20 protein-coding genes and 1 tRNA gene are annotated in these 18,990 nt (G+C 70.6%); 9 read left to right on the plus strand and 12 right to left on the minus strand.

What is annotated here, in order from left to right:
* Positions 1–43 precede the first annotated feature (43 nt).
* A tRNA-Thr gene (locus tag ACZ56U_RS18430) sits at positions 44–117 on the minus strand.
* A 214-nt stretch (positions 118–331) separates the two neighbouring features.
* On the opposite strand from ACZ56U_RS18430, the gene ACZ56U_RS18435 reads away from it, so the two are divergent.
* The 3 genes from ACZ56U_RS18435 to ACZ56U_RS18445 all read left to right on the plus strand — a co-directional run bounded on the left by ACZ56U_RS18435 (position 332) and on the right by ACZ56U_RS18445 (position 3,061).
* Positions 332–1,420, plus strand: a complete 1,089-nt coding sequence (locus ACZ56U_RS18435) for an ABC transporter ATP-binding protein (protein ID WP_469085031.1) — start codon at positions 332–334, stop codon at positions 1,418–1,420.
* Positions 1,421–1,645: 225 nt separating this feature from the next.
* A complete protein-coding gene (locus ACZ56U_RS18440; protein ID WP_469085032.1) occupies positions 1,646–2,101 on the plus strand; it encodes a hypothetical protein in 456 nt (151 codons plus the stop codon).
* A gap of 228 nt (positions 2,102–2,329) precedes the next feature.
* Positions 2,330–3,061, plus strand: coding sequence for a nucleotidyltransferase family protein (locus ACZ56U_RS18445; protein WP_469085033.1), 732 nt, complete (start codon positions 2,330–2,332; stop codon positions 3,059–3,061).
* Positions 3,062–3,167: 106 nt separating this feature from the next.
* Here ACZ56U_RS18445 and ACZ56U_RS18450 read toward each other — a convergent pair whose 3' ends face one another.
* The 6 genes from ACZ56U_RS18450 to ACZ56U_RS18475 form a co-directional block, all read right to left on the minus strand.
* A complete protein-coding gene (locus ACZ56U_RS18450) occupies positions 3,168–4,805 on the minus strand; it encodes a DoxX family protein (RefSeq protein ID WP_469085034.1) in 1,638 nt (545 codons plus the stop codon).
* A 117-nt stretch (positions 4,806–4,922) separates the two neighbouring features.
* The gene (rlmB, locus tag ACZ56U_RS18455; RefSeq protein WP_391234093.1) at positions 4,923–5,864 is read right to left on the minus strand and encodes a 23S rRNA (guanosine(2251)-2'-O)-methyltransferase RlmB; all 942 of its coding nucleotides are present in this window, start codon (positions 5,862–5,864) and stop codon (positions 4,923–4,925) included.
* A gap of 114 nt (positions 5,865–5,978) precedes the next feature.
* Positions 5,979–7,376, minus strand: coding sequence for a cysteine--tRNA ligase (cysS, locus tag ACZ56U_RS18460; protein ID WP_469085035.1), 1,398 nt, complete (start codon positions 7,374–7,376; stop codon positions 5,979–5,981).
* A gap of 52 nt (positions 7,377–7,428) precedes the next feature.
* Positions 7,429–7,926, minus strand: a complete 498-nt coding sequence (gene ispF, locus ACZ56U_RS18465) for a 2-C-methyl-D-erythritol 2,4-cyclodiphosphate synthase (RefSeq protein ID WP_469085036.1) — start codon at positions 7,924–7,926, stop codon at positions 7,429–7,431.
* On the minus strand, positions 7,916–8,680 hold the full coding sequence (ispD, locus tag ACZ56U_RS18470) for a 2-C-methyl-D-erythritol 4-phosphate cytidylyltransferase (RefSeq protein ID WP_469085037.1): 765 nt from the start codon (positions 8,678–8,680) through the stop codon (positions 7,916–7,918). The genes ispF and ispD overlap by 11 nt, the downstream gene beginning before the upstream one ends.
* 269 nt (positions 8,681–8,949) lie before the next feature.
* Positions 8,950–9,432 carry a CarD family transcriptional regulator gene (locus tag ACZ56U_RS18475; protein WP_003953493.1) on the minus strand — a complete coding sequence of 161 codons (483 nt, stop codon included), beginning with the start codon at positions 9,430–9,432 and terminating at the stop codon, positions 8,950–8,952.
* Between the two features lie 720 nt (positions 9,433–10,152).
* Here ACZ56U_RS18475 and ACZ56U_RS18480 point away from each other — a divergent pair.
* Positions 10,153–10,818, plus strand: a complete 666-nt coding sequence (locus tag ACZ56U_RS18480; RefSeq protein ID WP_469085038.1) for a copper chaperone PCu(A)C domain-containing protein — start codon at positions 10,153–10,155, stop codon at positions 10,816–10,818.
* Between the two features lie 106 nt (positions 10,819–10,924).
* Here ACZ56U_RS18480 and phoP read toward each other — a convergent pair whose 3' ends face one another.
* Both phoP and phoR read right to left on the minus strand, forming a co-directional pair.
* Positions 10,925–11,596 carry a two-component system response regulator PhoP gene (gene phoP / locus ACZ56U_RS18485; RefSeq protein WP_004000192.1) on the minus strand — a complete coding sequence of 224 codons (672 nt, stop codon included), beginning with the start codon at positions 11,594–11,596 and terminating at the stop codon, positions 10,925–10,927.
* A gap of 5 nt (positions 11,597–11,601) precedes the next feature.
* Positions 11,602–12,849 (minus strand): two-component system sensor histidine kinase PhoR, encoded by a 1,248-nt coding sequence (gene phoR / locus ACZ56U_RS18490; protein WP_469085039.1) that lies wholly within the window; start codon positions 12,847–12,849, stop codon positions 11,602–11,604.
* A gap of 236 nt (positions 12,850–13,085) precedes the next feature.
* On the opposite strand from phoR, the gene phoU reads away from it, so the two are divergent.
* The 3 genes from phoU to ACZ56U_RS18505 all read left to right on the plus strand — a co-directional run bounded on the left by phoU (position 13,086) and on the right by ACZ56U_RS18505 (position 14,451).
* Positions 13,086–13,775, plus strand: coding sequence for a phosphate signaling complex protein PhoU (gene phoU, locus ACZ56U_RS18495; protein ID WP_391234087.1), 690 nt, complete (start codon positions 13,086–13,088; stop codon positions 13,773–13,775).
* Between the two features lie 136 nt (positions 13,776–13,911).
* Positions 13,912–14,067 carry a hypothetical protein gene (locus ACZ56U_RS18500; protein ID WP_391234086.1) on the plus strand — a complete coding sequence of 52 codons (156 nt, stop codon included), beginning with the start codon at positions 13,912–13,914 and terminating at the stop codon, positions 14,065–14,067.
* Positions 14,068–14,199: 132 nt separating this feature from the next.
* The gene (locus ACZ56U_RS18505; RefSeq protein ID WP_469085040.1) at positions 14,200–14,451 is read left to right on the plus strand and encodes an SCO4226 family nickel-binding protein; all 252 of its coding nucleotides are present in this window, start codon (positions 14,200–14,202) and stop codon (positions 14,449–14,451) included.
* Positions 14,452–14,908: 457 nt separating this feature from the next.
* On the opposite strand, the gene ACZ56U_RS18510 is transcribed toward ACZ56U_RS18505, so the two are convergent.
* Positions 14,909–15,130: a hypothetical protein gene (locus ACZ56U_RS18510; RefSeq protein WP_469085041.1), complete on the minus strand. Its 222-nt coding sequence runs from the start codon at positions 15,128–15,130 to the stop codon at positions 14,909–14,911.
* A 157-nt stretch (positions 15,131–15,287) separates the two neighbouring features.
* Positions 15,288–16,049 carry a phosphoglyceromutase gene (locus ACZ56U_RS18515; protein WP_469085042.1) on the minus strand — a complete coding sequence of 254 codons (762 nt, stop codon included), beginning with the start codon at positions 16,047–16,049 and terminating at the stop codon, positions 15,288–15,290.
* A 155-nt stretch (positions 16,050–16,204) separates the two neighbouring features.
* On the opposite strand from ACZ56U_RS18515, the gene ACZ56U_RS18520 reads away from it, so the two are divergent.
* Positions 16,205–17,590 carry an MDR family MFS transporter gene (locus ACZ56U_RS18520; protein ID WP_469085043.1) on the plus strand — a complete coding sequence of 462 codons (1,386 nt, stop codon included), beginning with the start codon at positions 16,205–16,207 and terminating at the stop codon, positions 17,588–17,590.
* 6 nt (positions 17,591–17,596) lie between these two features.
* On the opposite strand, the gene ACZ56U_RS18525 is transcribed toward ACZ56U_RS18520, so the two are convergent.
* The gene (locus tag ACZ56U_RS18525) at positions 17,597–18,025 is read right to left on the minus strand and encodes a DUF2000 family protein (RefSeq protein WP_469085044.1); all 429 of its coding nucleotides are present in this window, start codon (positions 18,023–18,025) and stop codon (positions 17,597–17,599) included.
* Positions 18,026–18,074: 49 nt separating this feature from the next.
* Between ACZ56U_RS18525 and ACZ56U_RS18530 the strand changes: the two genes are divergently transcribed.
* A complete protein-coding gene (locus ACZ56U_RS18530) occupies positions 18,075–18,926 on the plus strand; it encodes an AraC family transcriptional regulator (RefSeq protein WP_469085045.1) in 852 nt (283 codons plus the stop codon).
* Positions 18,927–18,990: the final 64 nt, after the last annotated feature.

Raw genomic sequence — 18,990 nt, forward strand, 5'->3', positions numbered from 1 at the left:
GCCCAGGTCAGACCGAGATCTGACCTGGGCTTCTGCCGTCGAGAGCCCCCTGTCGGATTCGAACCGACGACCTACGCATTACAAGTGCGTTGCTCTGGCCAGCTGAGCTAAGGAGGCGTGCGTGCGTCTGCCGCGTACGCGCCCGTGCAGTGTACCCAGGTCCGCGGCACGCCCTGTCGAAAATTTCCGCGAAGTTCACAGAGGCTCAGGTACTGACATACGGGTGAACGCCAGGTACCGTCCCTCCCAGTTCACCTGCGTGGACTACACCACCACCTTCCTACAACGGATCGTCCGGCACGTTCCTGCCGGTAGAAGGGGGCCCTTCACCATGGCCACTGTCTCGTTCGACAAGGCGACCCGGATCTACCCGGGTTCCGAGAAGCCCGCCGTAGACGCGCTCGACATCCAGATCGAGGACGGGGAGTTCCTCGTTCTGGTCGGCCCGTCCGGCTGCGGCAAGTCCACCTCGCTCCGCATGCTGGCGGGGCTCGAGGACGTCAACGGCGGTGCGATCCGCATCGGTGACCGTGACGTCACGCACCTGCCGCCGAAGGACCGGGACATCGCCATGGTGTTCCAGAACTACGCGCTGTACCCGCACATGACGGTCGCCGACAACATGGGCTTCGCGCTCAAGATCGCCGGCGTGCCGAAGGCGGAGATCAAGCAGAAGGTCGAGGACGCGGCGAAGATCCTCGACCTGACCGACTACCTGGCCCGCAAGCCGAAGGCGCTCTCCGGTGGTCAGCGTCAGCGTGTCGCCATGGGTCGCGCCATCGTGCGTGAGCCGCAGGTGTTCCTCATGGACGAGCCGCTGTCGAACCTCGACGCCAAGCTCCGTGTCTCCACCCGTACGCAGATCGCGTCGCTCCAGCGCCGCCTGGGCATCACCACCGTCTACGTCACCCACGACCAGGTCGAGGCCATGACGATGGGCGACCGGGTGGCGGTGCTGAAGGACGGTCTGCTCCAGCAGATCGACACCCCGCGCAACATGTACGACCGTCCGGCGAACCTGTTCGTCGCCGGCTTCATCGGCTCCCCCGCGATGAACCTGGTCGAGGTCCCGATCACCGACGGTGGCGTGAAGTTCGGCAAGAGCGTCGTGCCGGTCCAGCGTGACGCGGTCTCCGGCATCACCGACAAGACGGTGACCGTGGGTGTCCGTCCGGAGCACTTCGAGGTGGCGGGCCCGGAGGCGGACCTGGGTCTCGCGGTCACCGTGAACGTGGTCGAGGAGCTGGGCGCCGACGCGTACGTCTACGGCACCGCCAAGCTCGACGGCAACGCGCAGGACCTCGTCGTCCGTGTCAGCGGCCGTGACGTCCCGGAGAAGGGCAGCACGCTGCACGTCGTCCCGCGCTCGGGCGAGACCCACGTGTTCTCGACCTCCACGGGTGCGCGTCTGTCGGACTGACCCACAGGCGGCACATCCCGGGTGATTCACCCAGGTTGACGAGGAGGGCCCCGCGGCGTTCTGCGGGGCCCTCCTCGTGCCCTGTGGGCCCTCGACAAATACCCCGGCAGACCGGGCGTTTCGAGCAGTGTGCGTCAACGCCTTACCCAATTCGAGGCACCAGTTCATCCCCCGAACCGGTGACTAAATGTCGCCAAATCATCACCCCGCGCTACCCTCACACGCGTGAAGCACTCCACTAACCAACAGACGCGAAGCGGCCGGGGCCCCGCCCGCCGTATCGGCCGCACGCTCGCCCTTGTCCTGCCCGTCGTCCTGGTGCTCTCCGGGACCCTCGCGGTCACCCGAGTCGACTGGTCGGGAGATCCCTCGGCCTCGGTGCTCACCGCCTCCGACGTCTCGGCGGCCGGCGCCTCCTCGAAGGCCAGGGCGCGGGCACCCCACGAGGTCCTGCGGGACAAGCTCCTGGCGGAGCTCCAGGAGGAGAACCCGGGCGTGGCCCTCACCCACCTCCAGGAGGCCGTGAACGGCCGTCCGTCGCTCGCCAAGCACTGTGTGTCGATCGCCCGCGCGCTCGGCCGCGCGGCGGTGCGGGTCTACGGCCCGACGCGTGCGCAGTCGTACGCCCGGCCCGTGTGCGACACGTCCTTCGCGACGGGCGTGGCGGCCGCGCACAGCTGAGCCTCCCGGCACACCCGGCCAAGCACAGGAGGCTCCCGGCACACCCGTCCGCCCGCGCATCGGCCTTCCCTCGACCGAGGGGAGGCCGTTTCCCGTGCCCGTGCCCGGTCGGCCTCGCCGGTCGGGTGCGGGAATCGGCCCTGCCCGCCGGATGTGGGGATCGGCCCCGCCCACCGGGGGCGGTGACCGGCGCAAGCCGCAGCAGGGGTGGGACGTAAGGTCTTGGGCATGACCGATCCGAATGCCGCGTCCCGCCCCGTGCAAGCCGTCGTCCTGGCTGGTGGCCAGGGATCCCGGCTGCGCCCTTACACCGATGACCGGCCCAAGCCGATGGTCGAGATCCCCGGTACGGGGACGCCGATCATCGGTCATCAGCTTGCCTGGCTGGCGGAGGAGGGCGTGACGGACGTGGTGATCAGCTGCGGCCACCTCGCCGACGTCCTCAAGTCGTGGCTGGACTCGGCCGATCTGCCGGTGAACGTGACGACGGTGGTCGAGACGGAGCCGCTGGGCCGCGGTGGTGGTCTCCGGTACGCGGCGGCGCGGCTGCCGCACCCGGACCGGCCCTGGTACGCCACGAACGGCGACATCTGGACCCGGTTCTCGCTGCGTGAGATGGCGGACTTCCATGCCGAGCGCGACGCGGTGGCGACGCTGGCGCTGGCGCGGCCCCGGATTCCGTGGGGGGCGGTGAAGACGGACGGGTTCGGCCGGGTCACGGACTTCATCGAGGCGCCGCCGACGACGTACGAGATCAACGCGGGTGTGTATGTCTTCTCGCCGGAGTTCGCGGGGATGCTGCCGGAGCGTGGGGACCATGAGCGGACGACGTTCCCGCATCTGGCGCGGGAGCGGCGGCTCGCCGGCTTCCCGATCCCGCAGGGGGCGTACTGGCGGGCCATCGACACGGCGAAGGACCTGAGCGAGGCGGCCAAGGAGCTGGCGGCGCTGGGTCGTTGAGGGCGCACGACGAGAAGGGCCCCGTACGTCTGCGTACGGGGCCCTTCTCGTGTCGTGGGTCAGCCGGTGGGTGGTTACTGCCCGAGGATTCCGCCCACCGGCCCATCTACCCCAACAGGCCGCCTACCAGGCCCGGTTCGCCGGAGGAGCCTCCGGTGTCCGAGCCGCCTGTCGAGCCGCCGGTCGAGCCGCCGGTGGAGCCGGTGCCGCCGGTGGGTCCGGAGCTGGTGCTGGGGGCGCCGCCGGGGGGTGCGGACTGCTGGGGCGGGGCCTGGCCGGTGCCCTGGGTCTGGCTGGGGGCGGTGGTGCTGGTGTCGCGGGTGGCGCCCGGGGTGGTGGCGGCGCCGGAGGGGGTGGCCGTGCTGCCTGCCGTGGCGTCCCGGGTGGGCGTGGTGGAGGCGGACGGGGTCTTCTTGCGTTTGGCGGGGTCCTGCGGGAGCGGGGAGCCGGGGAGTTCGTTGCGGGGGGCCTCGCCGGGGCCGGGGACGATGATGCGGTCGGCGTCGCGGACGGCGCCGCCGAGCAGGGAGCCGATCAGCAGGGTGAGGCCGATGACGACGGCCGTGACGAGGGCGCCGCGGCGCAGGACGTAGCGGCGCAGTTCCCACAGGTCGGAGCGGGGTCCGAGGCGGCGCCAGGCGCTGCCGGCGAGGCGGCCGTCGATGGAGTAGACGGGGGCGCCGGCGATGATCAGCGGGGACCAGGCGGCGAGGTAGATGATGTCGGGCGCGTCGTAGGCGGGGACGCTCTTCCAGCTGACCGTGAGCAGGAGGGCCGCGGAGAGGGCGGCGCCCACGACGGCGGTGACGCGCTGCCAGCAGCCGAAGATCGTCAGGACGCCGACGATGACCTGGAGGAAGGCGATGACGAGGCCGGAGCCGACGGGGTGCTGGAGGGCGAACTGCCGTAGTGGTTCGGCGACTTCCCAGGGGTGCAGGGTGTTGAGCCACTTGACCATCGAGCCGCGCTTGCCGCCGTCGAAGTAGACGGGGTCGCAGAGCTTGCCCATGCCGGCGTAGATGGAGATGAAGCCGAGGAAGATGCGCAGCGGCAGGAGGACGACGCCGAGGTTCATGCGGCGTCCGGGGTAGTACGCGTGCCGTGCGGGGTCGACGCCGCGCCTGGGCGGCGTCGCGGTCCCGTCGGACCGGGCGGGCTCCTCGAACTGCTCGTCGCCGTAGGCGAGTTCCTCGTCGTAGGCGCTGCCGACGGTCCGCATGTCGGGCAGCAGACGGGGCTCGTCGCCGTCGTAGGTGCGCTGGGCGCCGACGAGGGGGGTCTCTACGGTATGCGTCAACTCGTCGTCGTAGCCGGGGCCGTAGCCGGTGTCGATGTCGACGCGGGGGATGACCTGGGTGGCTCCGGCGTCGCCGGCGGGCTCGACGGCGCGGACGCCGCCTTCGCGCACGGCCTGGAGCAGGCGGTGCGCGCCGGTGTCGTCGGGGGCGGACCGGCCGCTCCAGACGACGGGGCGGCGGCGGGCCGCGCCGGTGGCCGTGGCGCCCACGGCGGGCATCCGGGCGGTGTCCTCGGCGGCGCTCACGTGCCGGGCGATCCGCGGGGAATGGGCACGTCTCGTCGACGCGCCCAACTGCACGCGGAAGCTGGCGTGGTTGACGATGACCTGCGCCGGATCGCTCGGCACCTTCACCATGCTCAGCGCGGGAGCGTCGTCGAATCCGGAATCGAATCCCGACGAGCGGTCCCCCGTGGGTGTGCGGGGTGTTCTGGTGTCCACACTCATCTAACCGAGTGACGTGTGTTTAGGACACTGCTTTGACCGCCCGGATGTGTCCGGACTCCGTCAAGCTTGCCCGGGACGCCGGGATTACCCCGTACGGGTGACGGCGCGGACGCCTGTTCAGGCGCGTCGGCGGGCCGCTTCGTACAGCACGATGCCCGCCGCCACACCGGCGTTGAGCGACTCGGCGCCACCGGGCATCGGGATGCGGACGCGGAAGTCGCAGGTCTCGCCGACGAGTCGGGACAGGCCCTTGCCCTCGCTGCCGACCACGATCACGACCGGTCCGTCGAGGGCCGCCAGCTCGCCCACCTCGTGCTCGCCGTCGGCGGCGAGACCGACGACGGCGATGCCCGCCTTCTTGTACGCCTCCAGGGCGCGGGTGAGGTTGGTGGCGCGGGCGACGGGCGTGCGGGCGGCGGTGCCGGCGGAGGTCTTCCAGGCGCCGGCGGTCATGCCGGCGGCACGCCGCTCGGGCACGAGGACGCCGTGGCCGCCGAAGGCCGACACCGAGCGGACGACGGCACCGAGGTTGCGGGGGTCGGTGACGCCGTCGAGGGCGACGATGAGGGGGTCCTCGCCGTGGTCGTAGGCGGCGTTGGCGAGGTCCTCGGGGTGGGCGTACTCGTAGGGCGGGACCTGGAGGACGAGGCCCTGGTGGTTGAGGCCGTTGGTCATGCGGTCGAGCTCGGGGCGGGGGGCCTCCATGAGGTTGATCCCACCGCGCTCGGCCGCGAGCTGGAGCGCCTCACGCACGCGCTCGTCGTTGTCGATGAACTGCTGGACGTAGAGCGTCGAGGCGGGCACGCCCTCGCGCAGCGCCTCGACGACGGGGTTGCGGCCGACGACCATCTCGGACGTGCCCTTGCCGCCGCGGCCACGCGGCGTGGGACGGCGCGCGGCCTGCTTCGCCTTGGCGTTGGCGATGCGGTTCGCCTTGTGCTTCTTGCGCATCTCGGCGGGCGGCGTGGGGCCCCTGCCCTCGAGACCCTTGCGTCGCTGGCCGCCACTGCCGACCTGCGCGCCCTTCTTGCCGGACATGCGGCGGTTGTTGGCGGCCATGACCTACCTGTTCTCTCGTGCGGTGAAGTTCGTGCGATGAAAAGTGCGATGAATACGTACGTCTATGCAGTGTGCCGCCCGGAGGCCGGGCGGCACAATCGATCAAGGAAAGGGCTAGCGCGGACCGAGGGTCCAGCGCGGTCCCTGGGGGCTGTCCTCGATGCTCAGACCGGACTGGGTGAGCTGGTCGCGGATGGCGTCCGCGGTGGCCCAGTCCTTGCGGGCGCGGGCGGACTCGCGCTGGTCGAGGACGAGTCGTACCAGGCTGTCGACCACTCCGTGCAGGTCCTCGCCGCGGTCGGTCTCGCCGGCCCAGTGCGGGTCGAGCGGGTCCAGGCCGAGGACGCCGAGCATGGCGCGGACCTCGGCGAGGCGGGCCACGGCGGCTTCCTTGTCGTCGGCGGCGAGGGCGGAGTTCCCCTGCCGGACGGTGGTGTGGACGATGGCGAGGGCCTGGGGGACGCCGAGGTCGTCGTCCATGGCCTCGGCGAAGGCGGGCGGGATCTCGGCGGCCGGCTCGACGGTGCCGGCCTTCTCGACGACGCGCTGGACGAAGCCCTCGATGCGCGCGAACGCCGACTCGGCCTCGCGCAGGGCTTCCTCGCTGTACTCGATCATCGAGCGGTAGTGCGGGGTGCCGAGGTAGTAGCGCAGCACGATCGGGCGCCAGGTCTTGACCATCTCGGAGACCAGGACGCTGTTGCCGAGCGACTTCGACATCTTCTCGCCGCTCATGGTGACCCAGGCGTTGTGCACCCAGTACGCGGCGAAGTCGTCGCCGTAGGCCTTGGCCTGGGCGATCTCGTTCTCGTGGTGGGGGAAGATCAGGTCGAGGCCGCCGCCGTGGATGTCGAAGGCGGGGCCCAGGTACTTGTGGGCCATGGCCGAACACTCCAGGTGCCAGCCGGGGCGGCCGCGGCCCCAGGGGGTCTCCCAGTCGGGCTCGCCGGGCTTGGTCGCCTTCCACAGGGCGAAGTCCCTGGGGTCGCGCTTGCCGGTCTCGCCGTCCCCGGCGGGCTGGAGCAGGTTGTCCAGCTCCTGGTTGGACAGCTGGAGGTAGCCCGGGAAGGAGCGCACGTCGAAGTAGACGTTGCCGTCGGCCTCGTAGGCGTGTCCGCGCTCGATGAGGCCGCGCATCATCTCGATCATCTCGGGGACGTGTCCGGTGGCGCGCGGCTCGTAGGTCGGCGGGAGGCAGCCGAGGGCGTGGTAGCCGTCGTTGAAGGCCCGCTCGTTCTCGTAGCCGATCGACCACCAGGGGCGGCCCTGGTCGTGCGACTTGGCGATGATCTTGTCGTCGATGTCGGTGACGTTGCGGATGAACGTGACGTCGTAGCCGCGGTGCTCGAACCAGCGGCGCATGATGTCGAAGTTCAGCCCCGACCGGATGTGCCCGATGTGCGGGGCGGCCTGCACGGTGGCGCCACACAGGTAGATCGAGACGCAGCCCGGCGTGAGCGGGGTGAAGTCACGGATCTGCCGGGCGCTGGTGTCGTACAGGCGAATAGTCACGGGTCCAGGGTAGTGGGCGGTGCCTAGTGCCTTGGACGGTTGTGGATAACAGTCAGTCCGCTGTTCGTACCACCAGCGCGGTGGCGATCGCCATGAGCCCCTCGCCCCGGCCGGGGAACCCGAGCCCGTCGGTGGTGGCGCCGGACACCGACACGGGTGCGCCCGCCGCCTCCGTCAGGATCTTCTGGGCCTCGTCGCGGCGCTTGCCGATCTTCGGGCGGGGGCCGACGACCTGCACGGCGACGTTGCCGATCCGGAAGCCGGCCTCGCGGACGATCCGGGCGGCCTCCGTCAGCAGGACGACGCCCGAGGCGCCGGCCCACTCGGGCCGCCCGGTGCCGAAGTGCTGTCCGAGGTCGCCGAGCCCGGCCGCGGAGAAGAGCGCGTTGCACGCGGCGTGGGCGACGACGTCGGCGTCGGAGTGGCCGGCCAGCCCGGGGCCCTCGCCCTCCCACTTCAGACCGGCGCACCACAGGTCGCGGCCCTCTTCGAAGGCGTGGATGTCGGTGCCGATGCCGACCTGGGGCAGGGGGTGGTGCTCAGAAGCCATCGTTGAGCCTCCTGCGCGCGAGGACCGCTTCGGCGAGGACGAGGTCGAGGGGGCGGGTGACCTTGAAGGCCTCCTCGTGGCCGGGGACGACCATGACCGTCTCGCCGAGCTGTTCGACCATGGTCGCGTCGTCGGTGACGTTGTCGGTGACCGTCTCGTGGGCGCGGATCAGGGTCGCGCGGTCGAAGCCCTGGGGCGTCTGGACGGCACGCAGGCGGGCGCGGCGCGGGGTGGCGACGACGGGCTCGGGGTCACCGGCGACGGTGGCCGGCTCGACCTCCTTGACGGTGTCGGCCAGCGGCAGCGCGGGCACGACCGCGGTCGCTCCCTCGCGTACGGCCTCGATGACCGCGTCCACGGTGTCGACGGGGACGAGCGGGCGGGCGGCGTCGTGGACGAGGACGATGTCGTAGTCGGGCGGCAGGGCGTCCAGGCCGAGCCGGACGGAGTCCTGGCGTTCGGCACCGCCGGGCACGACGAGGAAGTCGGTGCGCTCGGGCAGGGCGTGGGCGTCCAGCAGGCTCTTGACCTCGGCGGCGCCTTCGGGCGGGGCCACGACGACGACCAGGGAGACCGCGCGCGAGGCGGCCATCGCGCGGACCGCGTGGATCAGCATGGGGGTGCCGTTGAGCGCGCGGAGCGCCTTGGGGGCGCCCGGGCCCAGGCGTACGCCCCGGCCGGCGGCCGGGATCACGACGGCGGTACGGGCCTGCGTACGGCTCGTCGTGAGCGAGGGACGCGAATCGTCAGACATCGGTTCCTGTCAGGTTTGTGTGCTCGGCCTAGGTGGGTACGAGAGACAGCGTGCCGGGCGCGACGCCTTGACCGGACCCTTCCGTGACGCCGGTCGAGCCTGTGCCCGGGCCCGGCACGCCAAGTATCGGGGTCCCGGCCCCGTCGTATGGACGGCGTCCGGGTATGAACATGCCGCAGCGCCCGGCGACAGAAATATGTCATCGGGCACCGCGGCACTTTGTTAAAGCGACACCACTTGTGCTGGGCCGAGCCTGGCGGCAGCGTGCGTCAGGACGCGAGGACCTCGTCGAGAAGGGCCTCGGCCTTGTCCTCGTTCGTGTTCTCCGCGAGGGCGAGCTCGCTCACCAGGATCTGGCGGGCCTTGGCGAGCATGCGCTTCTCACCTGCGGAAAGTCCGCGCTCACGCTCACGACGCCACAGGTCGCGCACGACTTCCGCGACCTTGATGACATCGCCGGAGGCGAGCTTCTCCAGATTTGCCTTGTAACGACGCGACCAGTTCGTGGGCTCCTCGGCGTACGGCGCGCGCAGCACCTCGAAGACCCGGTCCAGTCCGTCCTGACCGACCACATCACGCACGCCGACGAACTCCGCATTGTCCGCTGGCACACGTACCGTCAGGTCACCCTGGGCGACCTTCAGCACCAAGTAGGTCTTGTCCACGCCTTTGATCTGGCGAGTTTCGATGGCCTCGATCAGCGCGGCCCCGTGATGGGGATAGACCACGGTGTCGCCAACCTTGAACGTCATGTGACAGGTACCCCTTCCGTGGCTATCCAGAGTAACACGGAAACTGCGGGTTCTGAATGGCGTTTTCGCAGGTCAGGGCATATCTCGGGGCTTGACAACAGCAACAGGAACGTGCTGCGCGGGCCGAGCGGAAGAAAGTATTCGCAGGTCGGAGCGGCTCTCCGGGGGAGGTGAAACGCGTACGTTACACGCATCCGGAGGCCCTCGGAGGCGGCCGATCGTCCCCATATGTCTGGTTCCAAGTGTGCGACTTCCGCTACTCCGTTCGGTGCCCGGAGTCAGTTCCGCGTCGATTCTGGAATTGATCACGCCCAATCACGTGAGCCACCGGATCAGCCCGTGATCAATTCCGTGGGCGATCGCGCATTCCTTCACGGAAGATTTGCGAGCCGATGCGCGGGAGTCTTATGTGAATGGCGAACGGGCACTGGGGCCAAAGTGCCTGGTGGGTCACTTGTGAAGTGAGCGACTTCCGGATGACCGGCCAACGACGTGCGAGGCCGCCGCCGGGGTGAGTGCGCGGGTGACTGCGCGGGTGACGTCCCAGGTGGCTTCCGGGTGACTTCCGTCGGGCGCCACCCCCTGCCGGGCGAAGCCGACCCGCTCGAGGGGAGGGTCGGGTGCGGCGACGCGGGAACGGCTCGGTAACCTGGGGCCGCTGACAGACACTTAGGGCGGCTTTATGCAGCCCCCCGTTCGAGTCAAGGAGTTGCCGCCGCCGTGAGCAGCAGCCTTCGACGCGGCGCACTCAGCGCCGCCGTCCTCGCGTTCTCGATCGCCTCGCTCGCCGCGTGCGGCGCCGGCAACAACGCCCAGACGCTGGAGATCAAGCCGGACAACGCGGCCACCACCGTCGGCGAGATCAAGATCCAGAACGCCGTGGTCATCACCCAGCCCGACCTGGAGTCCACCGGCCCGGCCGTGATCTCCGCGACCCTGTTCAACAGCGGCTCCACCGCCGAGACGCTGGACTCCGTCACCGTGGACGACGCCGGCAAGACCGCCGAGCTCTCCCCCGCCAAGGGCAAGGGCAAGCTGACCATCCCGGCCGGCGGCTCCCTCGTCCTCGGCGGCAAGGACAACGCCACCGCGGTCCTGCCCAGCAGCCGTGAGGCGATCCAGGACGGCAACGCCCAGAAGATCACCTTCACCTTCAGCAGGACCGGCGCGGTGAGCCTGAAGGCCTTCGTGGTGCCGGCCGAGAGCTACTTCGAGAAGTGGGGCCCGACCCAGGCCCCCGAGGCGCCGGGCACGGGCGAGAGCACGTCGCCCTCCCCGTCCGGCTCCGACACCGGCACGGCCTCGCCGTCGGCGACCCCGACCGACGAGGCGTCGGCGTCCGCGTCGGCGAGCGAGAGCGCCTCGCACGAGGCCGCCGGGCACTGACACAGCCGTACGACGAAGGGCGGGACCTCCTGGAGAGGTCCCGCCCTTCTGTTCGTCGTACGGGTTACGGCTTACGGCTTACGGCTTACGGCTTACGGCTTACGGCTTACGGCTCGAACTTGTAGCCGAGGCCGCGGACCGTCACCAGGTACCGGGGCGCGCCCGGGTCCGGCTCGATCTTGGCGCGCAGGCGCTTGACGTGGACGTCGAGGGTCTTGGTGTCACCGACGTAGTCGGCGCCCCAGACCCGGTCGATGAGCTGCATGCGGGTCAGGACGCGGCCGGCGTTGCGCAGCAGCATCTCCAGCAGGTCGAACTCCTTGAGGGGCAGGTCGACCTTGGAGCCGGAGACCGTGACCACGTGGCGGTCCACGTCCATGCGGACCGGACCGGCCTCCAGGGCGGCCGGGGTGACCTCCTCGGGCTCGCCGCGGCGGCGCAGGACGGCGCGGATGCGGGCGACCAGCTCGCGCGAGGAGAACGGCTTGGTGACATAGTCATCGGCTCCTATTTCCAGGCCGACGACCTTGTCGATCTCGCTGTCCTTGGCGGTCACCATGATGACGGGGACGTTGGAGCGTCCGCGCAGCTGCCGGCACACCTCCGTGCCGGGCAGGCCCGGCAGCATCAGGTCGAGGAGGACGAGGTCGGCGCCGTTGCGCTCGAACTCGTCGAGTCCGTCGGGGCCCGTGGTCGCGACCGCGACCTCGAAGCCCTCCTTGCGGAGCATGTACGACAGGGCGTCGGAGAAGGACTCCTCGTCCTCGACGACGAGCACTCGGGTCACGGAAGGACCTCCGGGGCGGGAAGCGGTTCGTACGGGGATGGGTCGGGGCCGTCCTCGTCGCCGAGGCCGGTGTTCTGTTGTGCGCGGTCGCGGGCAGCCCCCGCCTCCGGCAGCCGCAGGGTGAACGTGGAGCCCTGGCCTTCGGAGCTCCACACCGTGACCTCCCCCGCGTGGGAGGCGGCCACGTGCTTGACGATCGCGAGACCGAGGCCGGTGCCGCCCGTCTGGCGGGAGCGGGCCGGGTCGACGCGGTAGAAGCGCTCGAAGATGCGCTCCTTGTCCTTGTCGGAGATGCCGATGCCCTGGTCGGTCACGGCGATCTCGATGAGGTCCCCGCCGGGCGAGGTCACCCGGCGGGCGGCTATGCCGACGCGGGTGCGGGCCGGGGAGTAGTTCACGGCGTTCTCGACGAGGTTGCCGAGCGCGGCGGCGAGCTGGCCGCGGTTGCCCCAGATCCTGAGGTCCGCGGTGCCGCCGGCGGCCATGGTGATGTTCTTGGTGCCGGCCTGGTGGCGGCAGCGGTCGATCGCCTCGGCGACCAGCTCCTCGACGCGGACGGGCTCGGCGTCCTCCAGGGGGTCGTCGTTCTGGACCCGGGAGAGGTCGATGAGCTCCTGGACCAGGTTGGTCAGCCGGGTCGCCTCGATCTGCATGCGGCCGGCGAAGCGGGTGACCGCCTCGGGGTCGTCGTAGGCGTCCATGACGGCCTCGGACAGCAGGGACAGGGCGCCCACCGGGGTCTTGAGCTCGTGGCTGACGTTGGCGACGAAGTCGCGGCGGACCGCCTCGATCCGGCGGGCCTCGGTGAGGTCCTCGACGAGCAGGAGGACCAGCCGCGAGCCGAGAGGCGCGACACGGGCGGACACGGCGAGTGCCTCGCCCCGTCCCGTGCCGCGCCTGGGTAGGTCGAGTTCGACCTGTCGTATCTCGCCGTCTCTCCTGGTGTCGCGGGCCATTTGGAGCATGGGCTCGACGGCGAGCTTGCCGCCGCGGACCAGGCCGAGGGCGTAGGCGGCCGAGCTGGCCTTGACGACACCGTCGGCCTCGTCCAGGACGACGGCGGAGGAGCGCAGGACGGACAGGACGGTGTCCACGCCCGGCGGGAGCACCGGGTCGGTGTGCAATGAGGTGCGGGTGGGGCGTTTCTGCTCGCGCTCGCTGAAGCGGAACGCCAGCATGGCGATCACGCCGGTGACTGCTCCGGCGATCGCTGCCACTGCGGCGACCGCCGCGTTCACGTCCATGCACCCAGGTTAGGCACGAGATCGCTCCTGGCCACAGCCATCCGGGTGCGAGCTCGAACACTCGTCGCTCAGAGTTCACCTTGGAGCCAGGGACGGTTCATTTGGGGTGACGGAATTCGACGCGTACGGGGCCGAACGTGGGAGCGTGGGGTTCACAGCGCCGGTCGTCCCGAAGTCTCGGACGGCTGGTTCTGGCCCCCGGAACCCCCGAGGCAGACGTAAGAGAGGGACCCCTGATGCGGGACGCGTACCACGAGGAACTGGACTCGATCGGCGACGGTCTGGTCGAGATGGCCCGGCTGGTGGGCTCGGCGATCGGGCGCGCCACGACGTCCATCCTCGACTCCGACCTGAAGCTGGCCGAGAGCGTCATCGAGGCCGACCAGAGGGTCGACGACCTCCAGCACGAGCTGGAGGCCCGGGCCATAGCCCTGCTCGCCCGCCAGCAGCCGGTGGCGACGGACCTCCGTATCGTCGTGACGTCCCTGCGCATGTCGGCGGACCTGGAGCGCGCGGGCGACCTCGCCCAGCACGTGGCGAAGCTGGCGCGGCTGCGCTTCCCGGAGCGGGCGATCCCGCACGACCTGCACGCCACGATCCTGGAGATGGGCCAGCTCGCGCAGCGCCTGATGGCGAAGGCGGCGGAGGTCATCATCACCAAGGACGTCGATCTCGCGCTCCAACTGGAGCAGGACGACGACGAGATGGACCTGCTGCACCGCACGCTCTTCCAGCACCTGATGGACGACCGCTGGAAGCACGGCATCGAGACGGCGGTGGACGTGACCCTGCTGGGCCGCTACTACGAGCGGTTCGCGGACCACGCGGTGTCGGTGGCGAAGCGGGTGGTGTACCTGGTGACGGGTGAGCACGCGGACGAGCTGCAGTCGGACATCCAGCCGGCCACCGGCGTGGAAGAGGCCTGACCCGGCGGGACGAAGCCTGTTCGGGGCGCTCGCGAGCCTCCGTGCGCCGTTGATGCGACCGCATCGGCGGGCATCCAATGAGCACAGGGTCTGATGCGAGGTCCGGGAGTTCAGACCCTTGCCTCGAGGAGGACCCATGGCCGAATCCCCCAGCACCACGCCCGACCCGACGCAGGAGCGCGAGACCGAGCGGCCCGCCGAGACCAGGAACCTGATGCTGATCGGCGCGTGCGGCTGCGGCTCGGGCTGCGGGTGCGGGTGCCAGTCGGGCAACCCCTGCCAGTGCGGCTGACACCGCGCTTGCTGTCGTACGACCGTGAAGGGCCCCGGTGATCGCGCCGGGGCCCTTCACGTCTGCGGTCGCCGCTCCGGCCCCTTGGGGCGCAGCATGGAGGGAGCGGCAAGTGTGAAGGAGGTGCGGGTCATGGCGCAGTTCATGGACGTACACCACGGAATGCAGGGCATCACGGCCGACCAGTTGCAGCAGGCGCACCAGGCCGACCTCGACATAGAGAACGAGGAGGGCGTCCACTTCCAGCGCGCGTGGGCGGACCCCGAGTCCGGGACGGTCTACTGCCTGTCCGAGGCACCCTCGGCCGATGCGGTGCTGCGCATCCACGAGCGCACGGGGCACAAGGCGGACGAGATCCACGCGGTACCGCTGACGATCACGTGACGCGCCCTGGCGGTCACGCGGCGATGCGCACCCGGGCGGGGAGCGGTGGAGGCTCTTCGCCCGGCGTGGCGGGCCGCACCGGCGCGTCCCGCCCTTGGCGGCCGTTCCGCAGGCCCTGCGCGAGGGGTGGGCGCCCTAGGCCCCGGGCGCCCCGTTCCGTCTGGACCGCTGCGGCGGCTTCAGGCGCGTGCCCTGAGCGTCAGGCCGCCCTGTGCCGCGCCCCACGCTTGCGCGGGGCGGGCTCCTGTGCATCCTCCGCCTCCTCGGGCCAGTACGGCTCGGTGTCCCCGAAATCGGGGGACTGGAAGGGGTCCGTCGCCGGGGACGGCGATACCGCGGTGGAGCGACGGGGTTGCCCTTCGGGGGCGGAGAACAGCGACGTCGGTTCGATGAGAGGTCTGCCTTTCCTTACAGGTCCCTGGCGGGACCTGGTGTGCCGTGAGGGGGCACAGTGGCCCTACAGCTTGGTCATCTTGGTGTACGGGCTCAGGATCCGCATCTGCGCCGAGCCGAAGTCGACCAGCATCGCGATCCCTTCCTCGACGCCGATCACGGAGCCGAGGCCGTACACGTCGTGCGTGACCTGATCGCCCAGGTCGAAGTGCTTGGGAACCGGTGCGACCGGGGCCGGGAAGGGGCTGGTGGGCAGATGACGCTTGGGTGCCGCAGGTCTTGTCATGCTTCAGTATGCGCCCTCGCGAAACCCGCCCGCTGTGGCCGTGCGCACATCCCGGGGGCGACGGCCCGGTCCACGAGGGTCCGCGGATCCCCCCCGCGGCCACGAAAAAGCCCCCCACCTGCACCGAAGCCGCAGGCGGGGGGTTACTGGCGTCGCGTTACTTCTTCTTGCCCTGATTCTTTACCGCCTCGATCGCCGCCGCGGCCGCCTCGGGGTCGAGGTAGGTGCCGCCGGGGTTGAGGGGCTTGAAGTCGGCGTCCAGCTCGTAGGACAGCGGGATGCCGGTCGGGATGTTGAGGCCCGCGATGTCGGCGTCCGAGACGCCGTCGAGGTGCTTGACCAGCGCGCGCAGCGAGTTGCCGTGGGCGGCGACCAGGACCGTGCGGCCGGCGAGGAGGTCGGGGACGATGCCGTCGTACCAGTACGGGAGCATGCGGACGACGACGTCCTTGAGGCACTCCGTGCGGGGGCGCAGCTCCGGGGGGATCGTCGCGTAGCGCGGGTCGGCCGACTGGGAGAACTCCGTGCCGTCCTCGAGCGCCGGCGGGGGCGTGTCGTAGGAGCGGCGCCAGAGCATGAACTGCTCCTGGCCGAACTCCGCGAGGGTCTGCGCCTTGTCCTTGCCCTGGAGGGCGCCGTAGTGACGCTCGTTCAGGCGCCACGAGCGGTGGACCGGGATCCAGAGGCGGTCCGCCGACTCCAGGGCCAGCTGCGCGGTACGGATGGCGCGCTTCTGGAGCGAGGTGTGGACCACGTCGGGGAGGAGATCGGCGTCCTTCAGGAGCTCGCCACCGCGGACCGCCTCCTTCTCGCCCTTCTCGGTCAGGTTGACGTCCACCCAGCCGGTGAACAGGTTCTTGGCGTTCCACTCGCTCTCGCCGTGGCGGAGGAGGATCAGCTTGTACGGTGCGTCGGCCATGCGTATGAGCGTAATCCACCTGTCTGATCGCTCGCGCGCCCCGCTCGGCAGGCGGACGGTTGACCGGATCTGTTAATTGGGTGGCCTCTCCCAGCGCGCCACTTGTAAGTTGCTCACGCCGCCAGCAGCACTTACACCGCACCGGGGGATCCGCCATGTCACCAACCGCCGTGAGACGCGCCGTCCGGGAGTCCGTCGCCGGGCTTCCCCGCGAGTTCTGGTGGCTGTGGACCAGCACCCTCGTCAACCGGCTCGGTGCCTTCGTCGCCACCTTCATGGCGCTCTATCTGACCCTGGACCGCGGGTACTCCGCCGTCTACGCCGGCCTCGTCGCCTCCCTGCACGGGCTGGGCGGCGTCGTCTCCTCCGTCGGGGCCGGGGTGATGACCGACCGGCTCGGGCGGCGGCCCACGCTGCTGCTCGCCCAGGGTTCGACCGCCCTGTCCGTCGCCCTGCTCGGGTTCATGCACCACCCGGCCGCCATCGCCGCCGTCGCGTTCCTCGTCGGCATGACCTCCAACGCCTCGCGGCCCGCCGTGCAGGCGATGATGGCCGACATCGTGCGGCCCGAGGACCGGGTGCGCGCCTTCTCGCTCAACTACTGGGCGATCAACCTGGGATTCGCCGTGTCCTCCATGGGCGCCGGGTTCATCGCCGAGTTCAGCTATCTCGCCGGTTTCCTCATCGAGGCCGGCATGACCGCCGTCTGCGCGATCGTCGTCTTCCTGAAGCTGCCCGAGTCGCGGCCCGAGCGCACTGCCGCCGAGAAGGGGGCGGACGACGAGGTCGGTCTTCGCACCGTGCTCCGCGACGGGCGGTACATGGGTGTGGTCGGGCTGTCCTTCCTCATCGCCTTCGTCTTCCAGCAGGGCGCGGTCGGGCTCCCGGTGGCGATGGGCGAGGCCGGGTTCACGCCCGCCGACTACGGCATGGCCATCGCCGTCAACGGCATCCTCATCGTCGCGCTCCAGATCCCGGTCACCCGGTTCATCCAGCACCGCGATCCCCGCCGGCTGCTCGTCGTCTCGTCGCTGCTCGCCGGGTACGGCTTCGGACTGACCGCCTTCGCCGGCTCCATCGGCGTCTTCGCCCTGACGGTCTGCGTCTGGACCCTCGCCGAGATCGTCAACGCCCCCACCCAGACCAGCCTGGTCGTCCGCCTCTCCCCCACCCACGGCCGGGGCCGCTACCAGGGCATGTACACCCTGTCCTGGGCGGTCGCCTCCCTCGTGGCCCCGCTGATGTCCGGCCTGATCATCGACCATTACGGCGCCCGGTGGCTGTGGGGCCTGTGCGCGGTCGTCGGCACGGTGGCCGGCGTCGGATACGGTGTGCTGATGCGCGGCCTGCCCACCGAGGACGCGTACGCCGCCGGCCCGGACGTGGCCCCGACCGAGGGCCTGGAGGAGACCCTGGTGAAGGTCTCGGACGAGGCTCTGGCCAAGGTCATCCCGGACGAGACCCTGGGCAAGGTTCCGGACGCGCCCTCGGTCAAGGTCCTCGCCCGCAACCGGCCGACCCCGTCGAGGAAACGCGCCTGACGCCCCTCACGGATGCATCCGCGCCCCCTTCACCACCTTGTCCACCCCGTTGCGCGCCCCGTATACAGCCATCCCCACCAGGTCCAACTCCCCCGTCCCCACGGCCCGCACCGCCGCCCGGTTGTCGCGGTCGTTGCCCGTCGTGAAGAGGTCGCTCGTGAAGACCGAGCACGGCAACGCCCGGGACAGCGCACGCGCGTGCGCCGCCGTCAGCGTCTCCTTCGTGCTCTCGAAGACCATGACCGGCTGCCGGAACATCGGCAGATAGGCCACCCCGTCGCCGTCCTCGTAGGGCTCCCCGACCACCTCGGGGACGGTCGTGCCGAGGCCGCTGACGAGGAACGCGGTGACGTTCAGGCGTTGCCAGGGCTCCAGGTCCTCCCGCAGCAGGACGGCGATCTTCGTGTCGAACCGGATGGGTGTGTCGTCGCTCATGCCCTGAGACTGCCGAACGTCGTCCGGCACCGTCTTGTACGTTCTTTGCATGGCCACCCGGCAGACCGTCTCCGCCTGGCGCCCCGCCGTCCCGGGCGTCGTGGAGGTCTTCCACGCGCACTTCACCGGGTACGCCTATCCGATGCACGTCCATGACGCGTGGACGCTGCTGATCGTGGACGACGGGGCCGTGCGGTACGACCTCGACCGGCACGAGCACGGCACCCCGCACGACACGGTGTCCCTGCTGCCGCCGCACGTCCCGCACAACGGCTCCCCCGCCTCCCCGGACGGCTTTCGCAAGCGGGTCATCTATCTCGACACCTCGCTGCTCGGCGAGGATCTCGTCGGCTCCGCCGTGGACACCCCCGACCTGCGCGACCCGCTGCTGCGACGGCGTGTGGGGCAGTTGCACCACGCCCTGGACCGTCCCGGCGACGAGCTGGAGGCCGCGAGCAGGCTGACGTTCATCGGGGAGCGGCTGACCGCCCGGCTGCGGCCGCGGCTCGTCACCGAGGTGCCGCGGGCCGACCCGGCGCTCGCCCGGCGGCTGCGCGAGCTCCTCGACGAGCGGGTGGCCGAGGGGATCACCCTCGACGAGGCCGCCGCGCTGCTGCACGCGCATCCCGCGCATCTGGTACGGGCGTTCAGCACCGCCTACGGCATCGCGCCGCACCAGTACCTCACCTCCCGCCGCGTCGACCGCGCCCGGCGGCTCCTCCTCGACGGGGTGCGGCCGGGCGAGGTGGCCGTCGCCACCGGCTTCTTCGACCAGTCCCACCTCACCCGGCACTTCAGGAGGCTGGTGGGGGTCACCCCGGGGCGGTACACGAAGTCCCGCTGGGCGAGCCCCACCGGAGCTCGGCCGACGTGCCTTCGGCGGAAGGCGCCCGTCCGGTGATCAACGCCGCCTAGCGTCGGTCCATGGACAACTCAGAGGACACCCAAGGCACTTCACAGCCCCC

The sequence above is a fragment of the Streptomyces sp. NPDC034103 genome, assembly GCF_055575395.1.

Coding starts and splice junctions, on each gene's coding strand:
- ACZ56U_RS18445 (WP_469085033.1), top strand. CDS start 2,330: ATGACCGATCCGAATGCCGCGTCCCGCCCCGTGCAAGCCGTCGTCCTG.
- ACZ56U_RS18525 (WP_469085044.1), bottom strand. CDS start 18,025: ATGAGCGACGACACACCCATCCGGTTCGACACGAAGATCGCCGTCCTG.
- rlmB (WP_391234093.1), bottom strand. CDS start 5,864: ATGGCCGCCAACAACCGCCGCATGTCCGGCAAGAAGGGCGCGCAGGTC.
- ACZ56U_RS18520 (WP_469085043.1), top strand. CDS start 16,205: ATGTCACCAACCGCCGTGAGACGCGCCGTCCGGGAGTCCGTCGCCGGG.
- ispD (WP_469085037.1), bottom strand. CDS start 8,680: ATGTCTGACGATTCGCGTCCCTCGCTCACGACGAGCCGTACGCAGGCC.
- ACZ56U_RS18450 (WP_469085034.1), bottom strand. CDS start 4,805: ATGAGTGTGGACACCAGAACACCCCGCACACCCACGGGGGACCGCTCG.
- ACZ56U_RS18435 (WP_469085031.1), top strand. CDS start 332: ATGGCCACTGTCTCGTTCGACAAGGCGACCCGGATCTACCCGGGTTCC.
- ACZ56U_RS18500 (WP_391234086.1), top strand. CDS start 13,912: ATGGCCGAATCCCCCAGCACCACGCCCGACCCGACGCAGGAGCGCGAG.
- ispF (WP_469085036.1), bottom strand. CDS start 7,926: ATGGCTTCTGAGCACCACCCCCTGCCCCAGGTCGGCATCGGCACCGAC.
- ACZ56U_RS18510 (WP_469085041.1), bottom strand. CDS start 15,130: ATGACAAGACCTGCGGCACCCAAGCGTCATCTGCCCACCAGCCCCTTC.
- phoR (WP_469085039.1), bottom strand. CDS start 12,849: ATGGACGTGAACGCGGCGGTCGCCGCAGTGGCAGCGATCGCCGGAGCA.
- ACZ56U_RS18515 (WP_469085042.1), bottom strand. CDS start 16,049: ATGGCCGACGCACCGTACAAGCTGATCCTCCTCCGCCACGGCGAGAGC.
- ACZ56U_RS18530 (WP_469085045.1), top strand. CDS start 18,075: ATGGCCACCCGGCAGACCGTCTCCGCCTGGCGCCCCGCCGTCCCGGGC.
- ACZ56U_RS18505 (WP_469085040.1), top strand. CDS start 14,200: ATGGCGCAGTTCATGGACGTACACCACGGAATGCAGGGCATCACGGCC.
- ACZ56U_RS18475 (WP_003953493.1), bottom strand. CDS start 9,432: ATGACGTTCAAGGTTGGCGACACCGTGGTCTATCCCCATCACGGGGCC.
- phoU (WP_391234087.1), top strand. CDS start 13,086: ATGCGGGACGCGTACCACGAGGAACTGGACTCGATCGGCGACGGTCTG.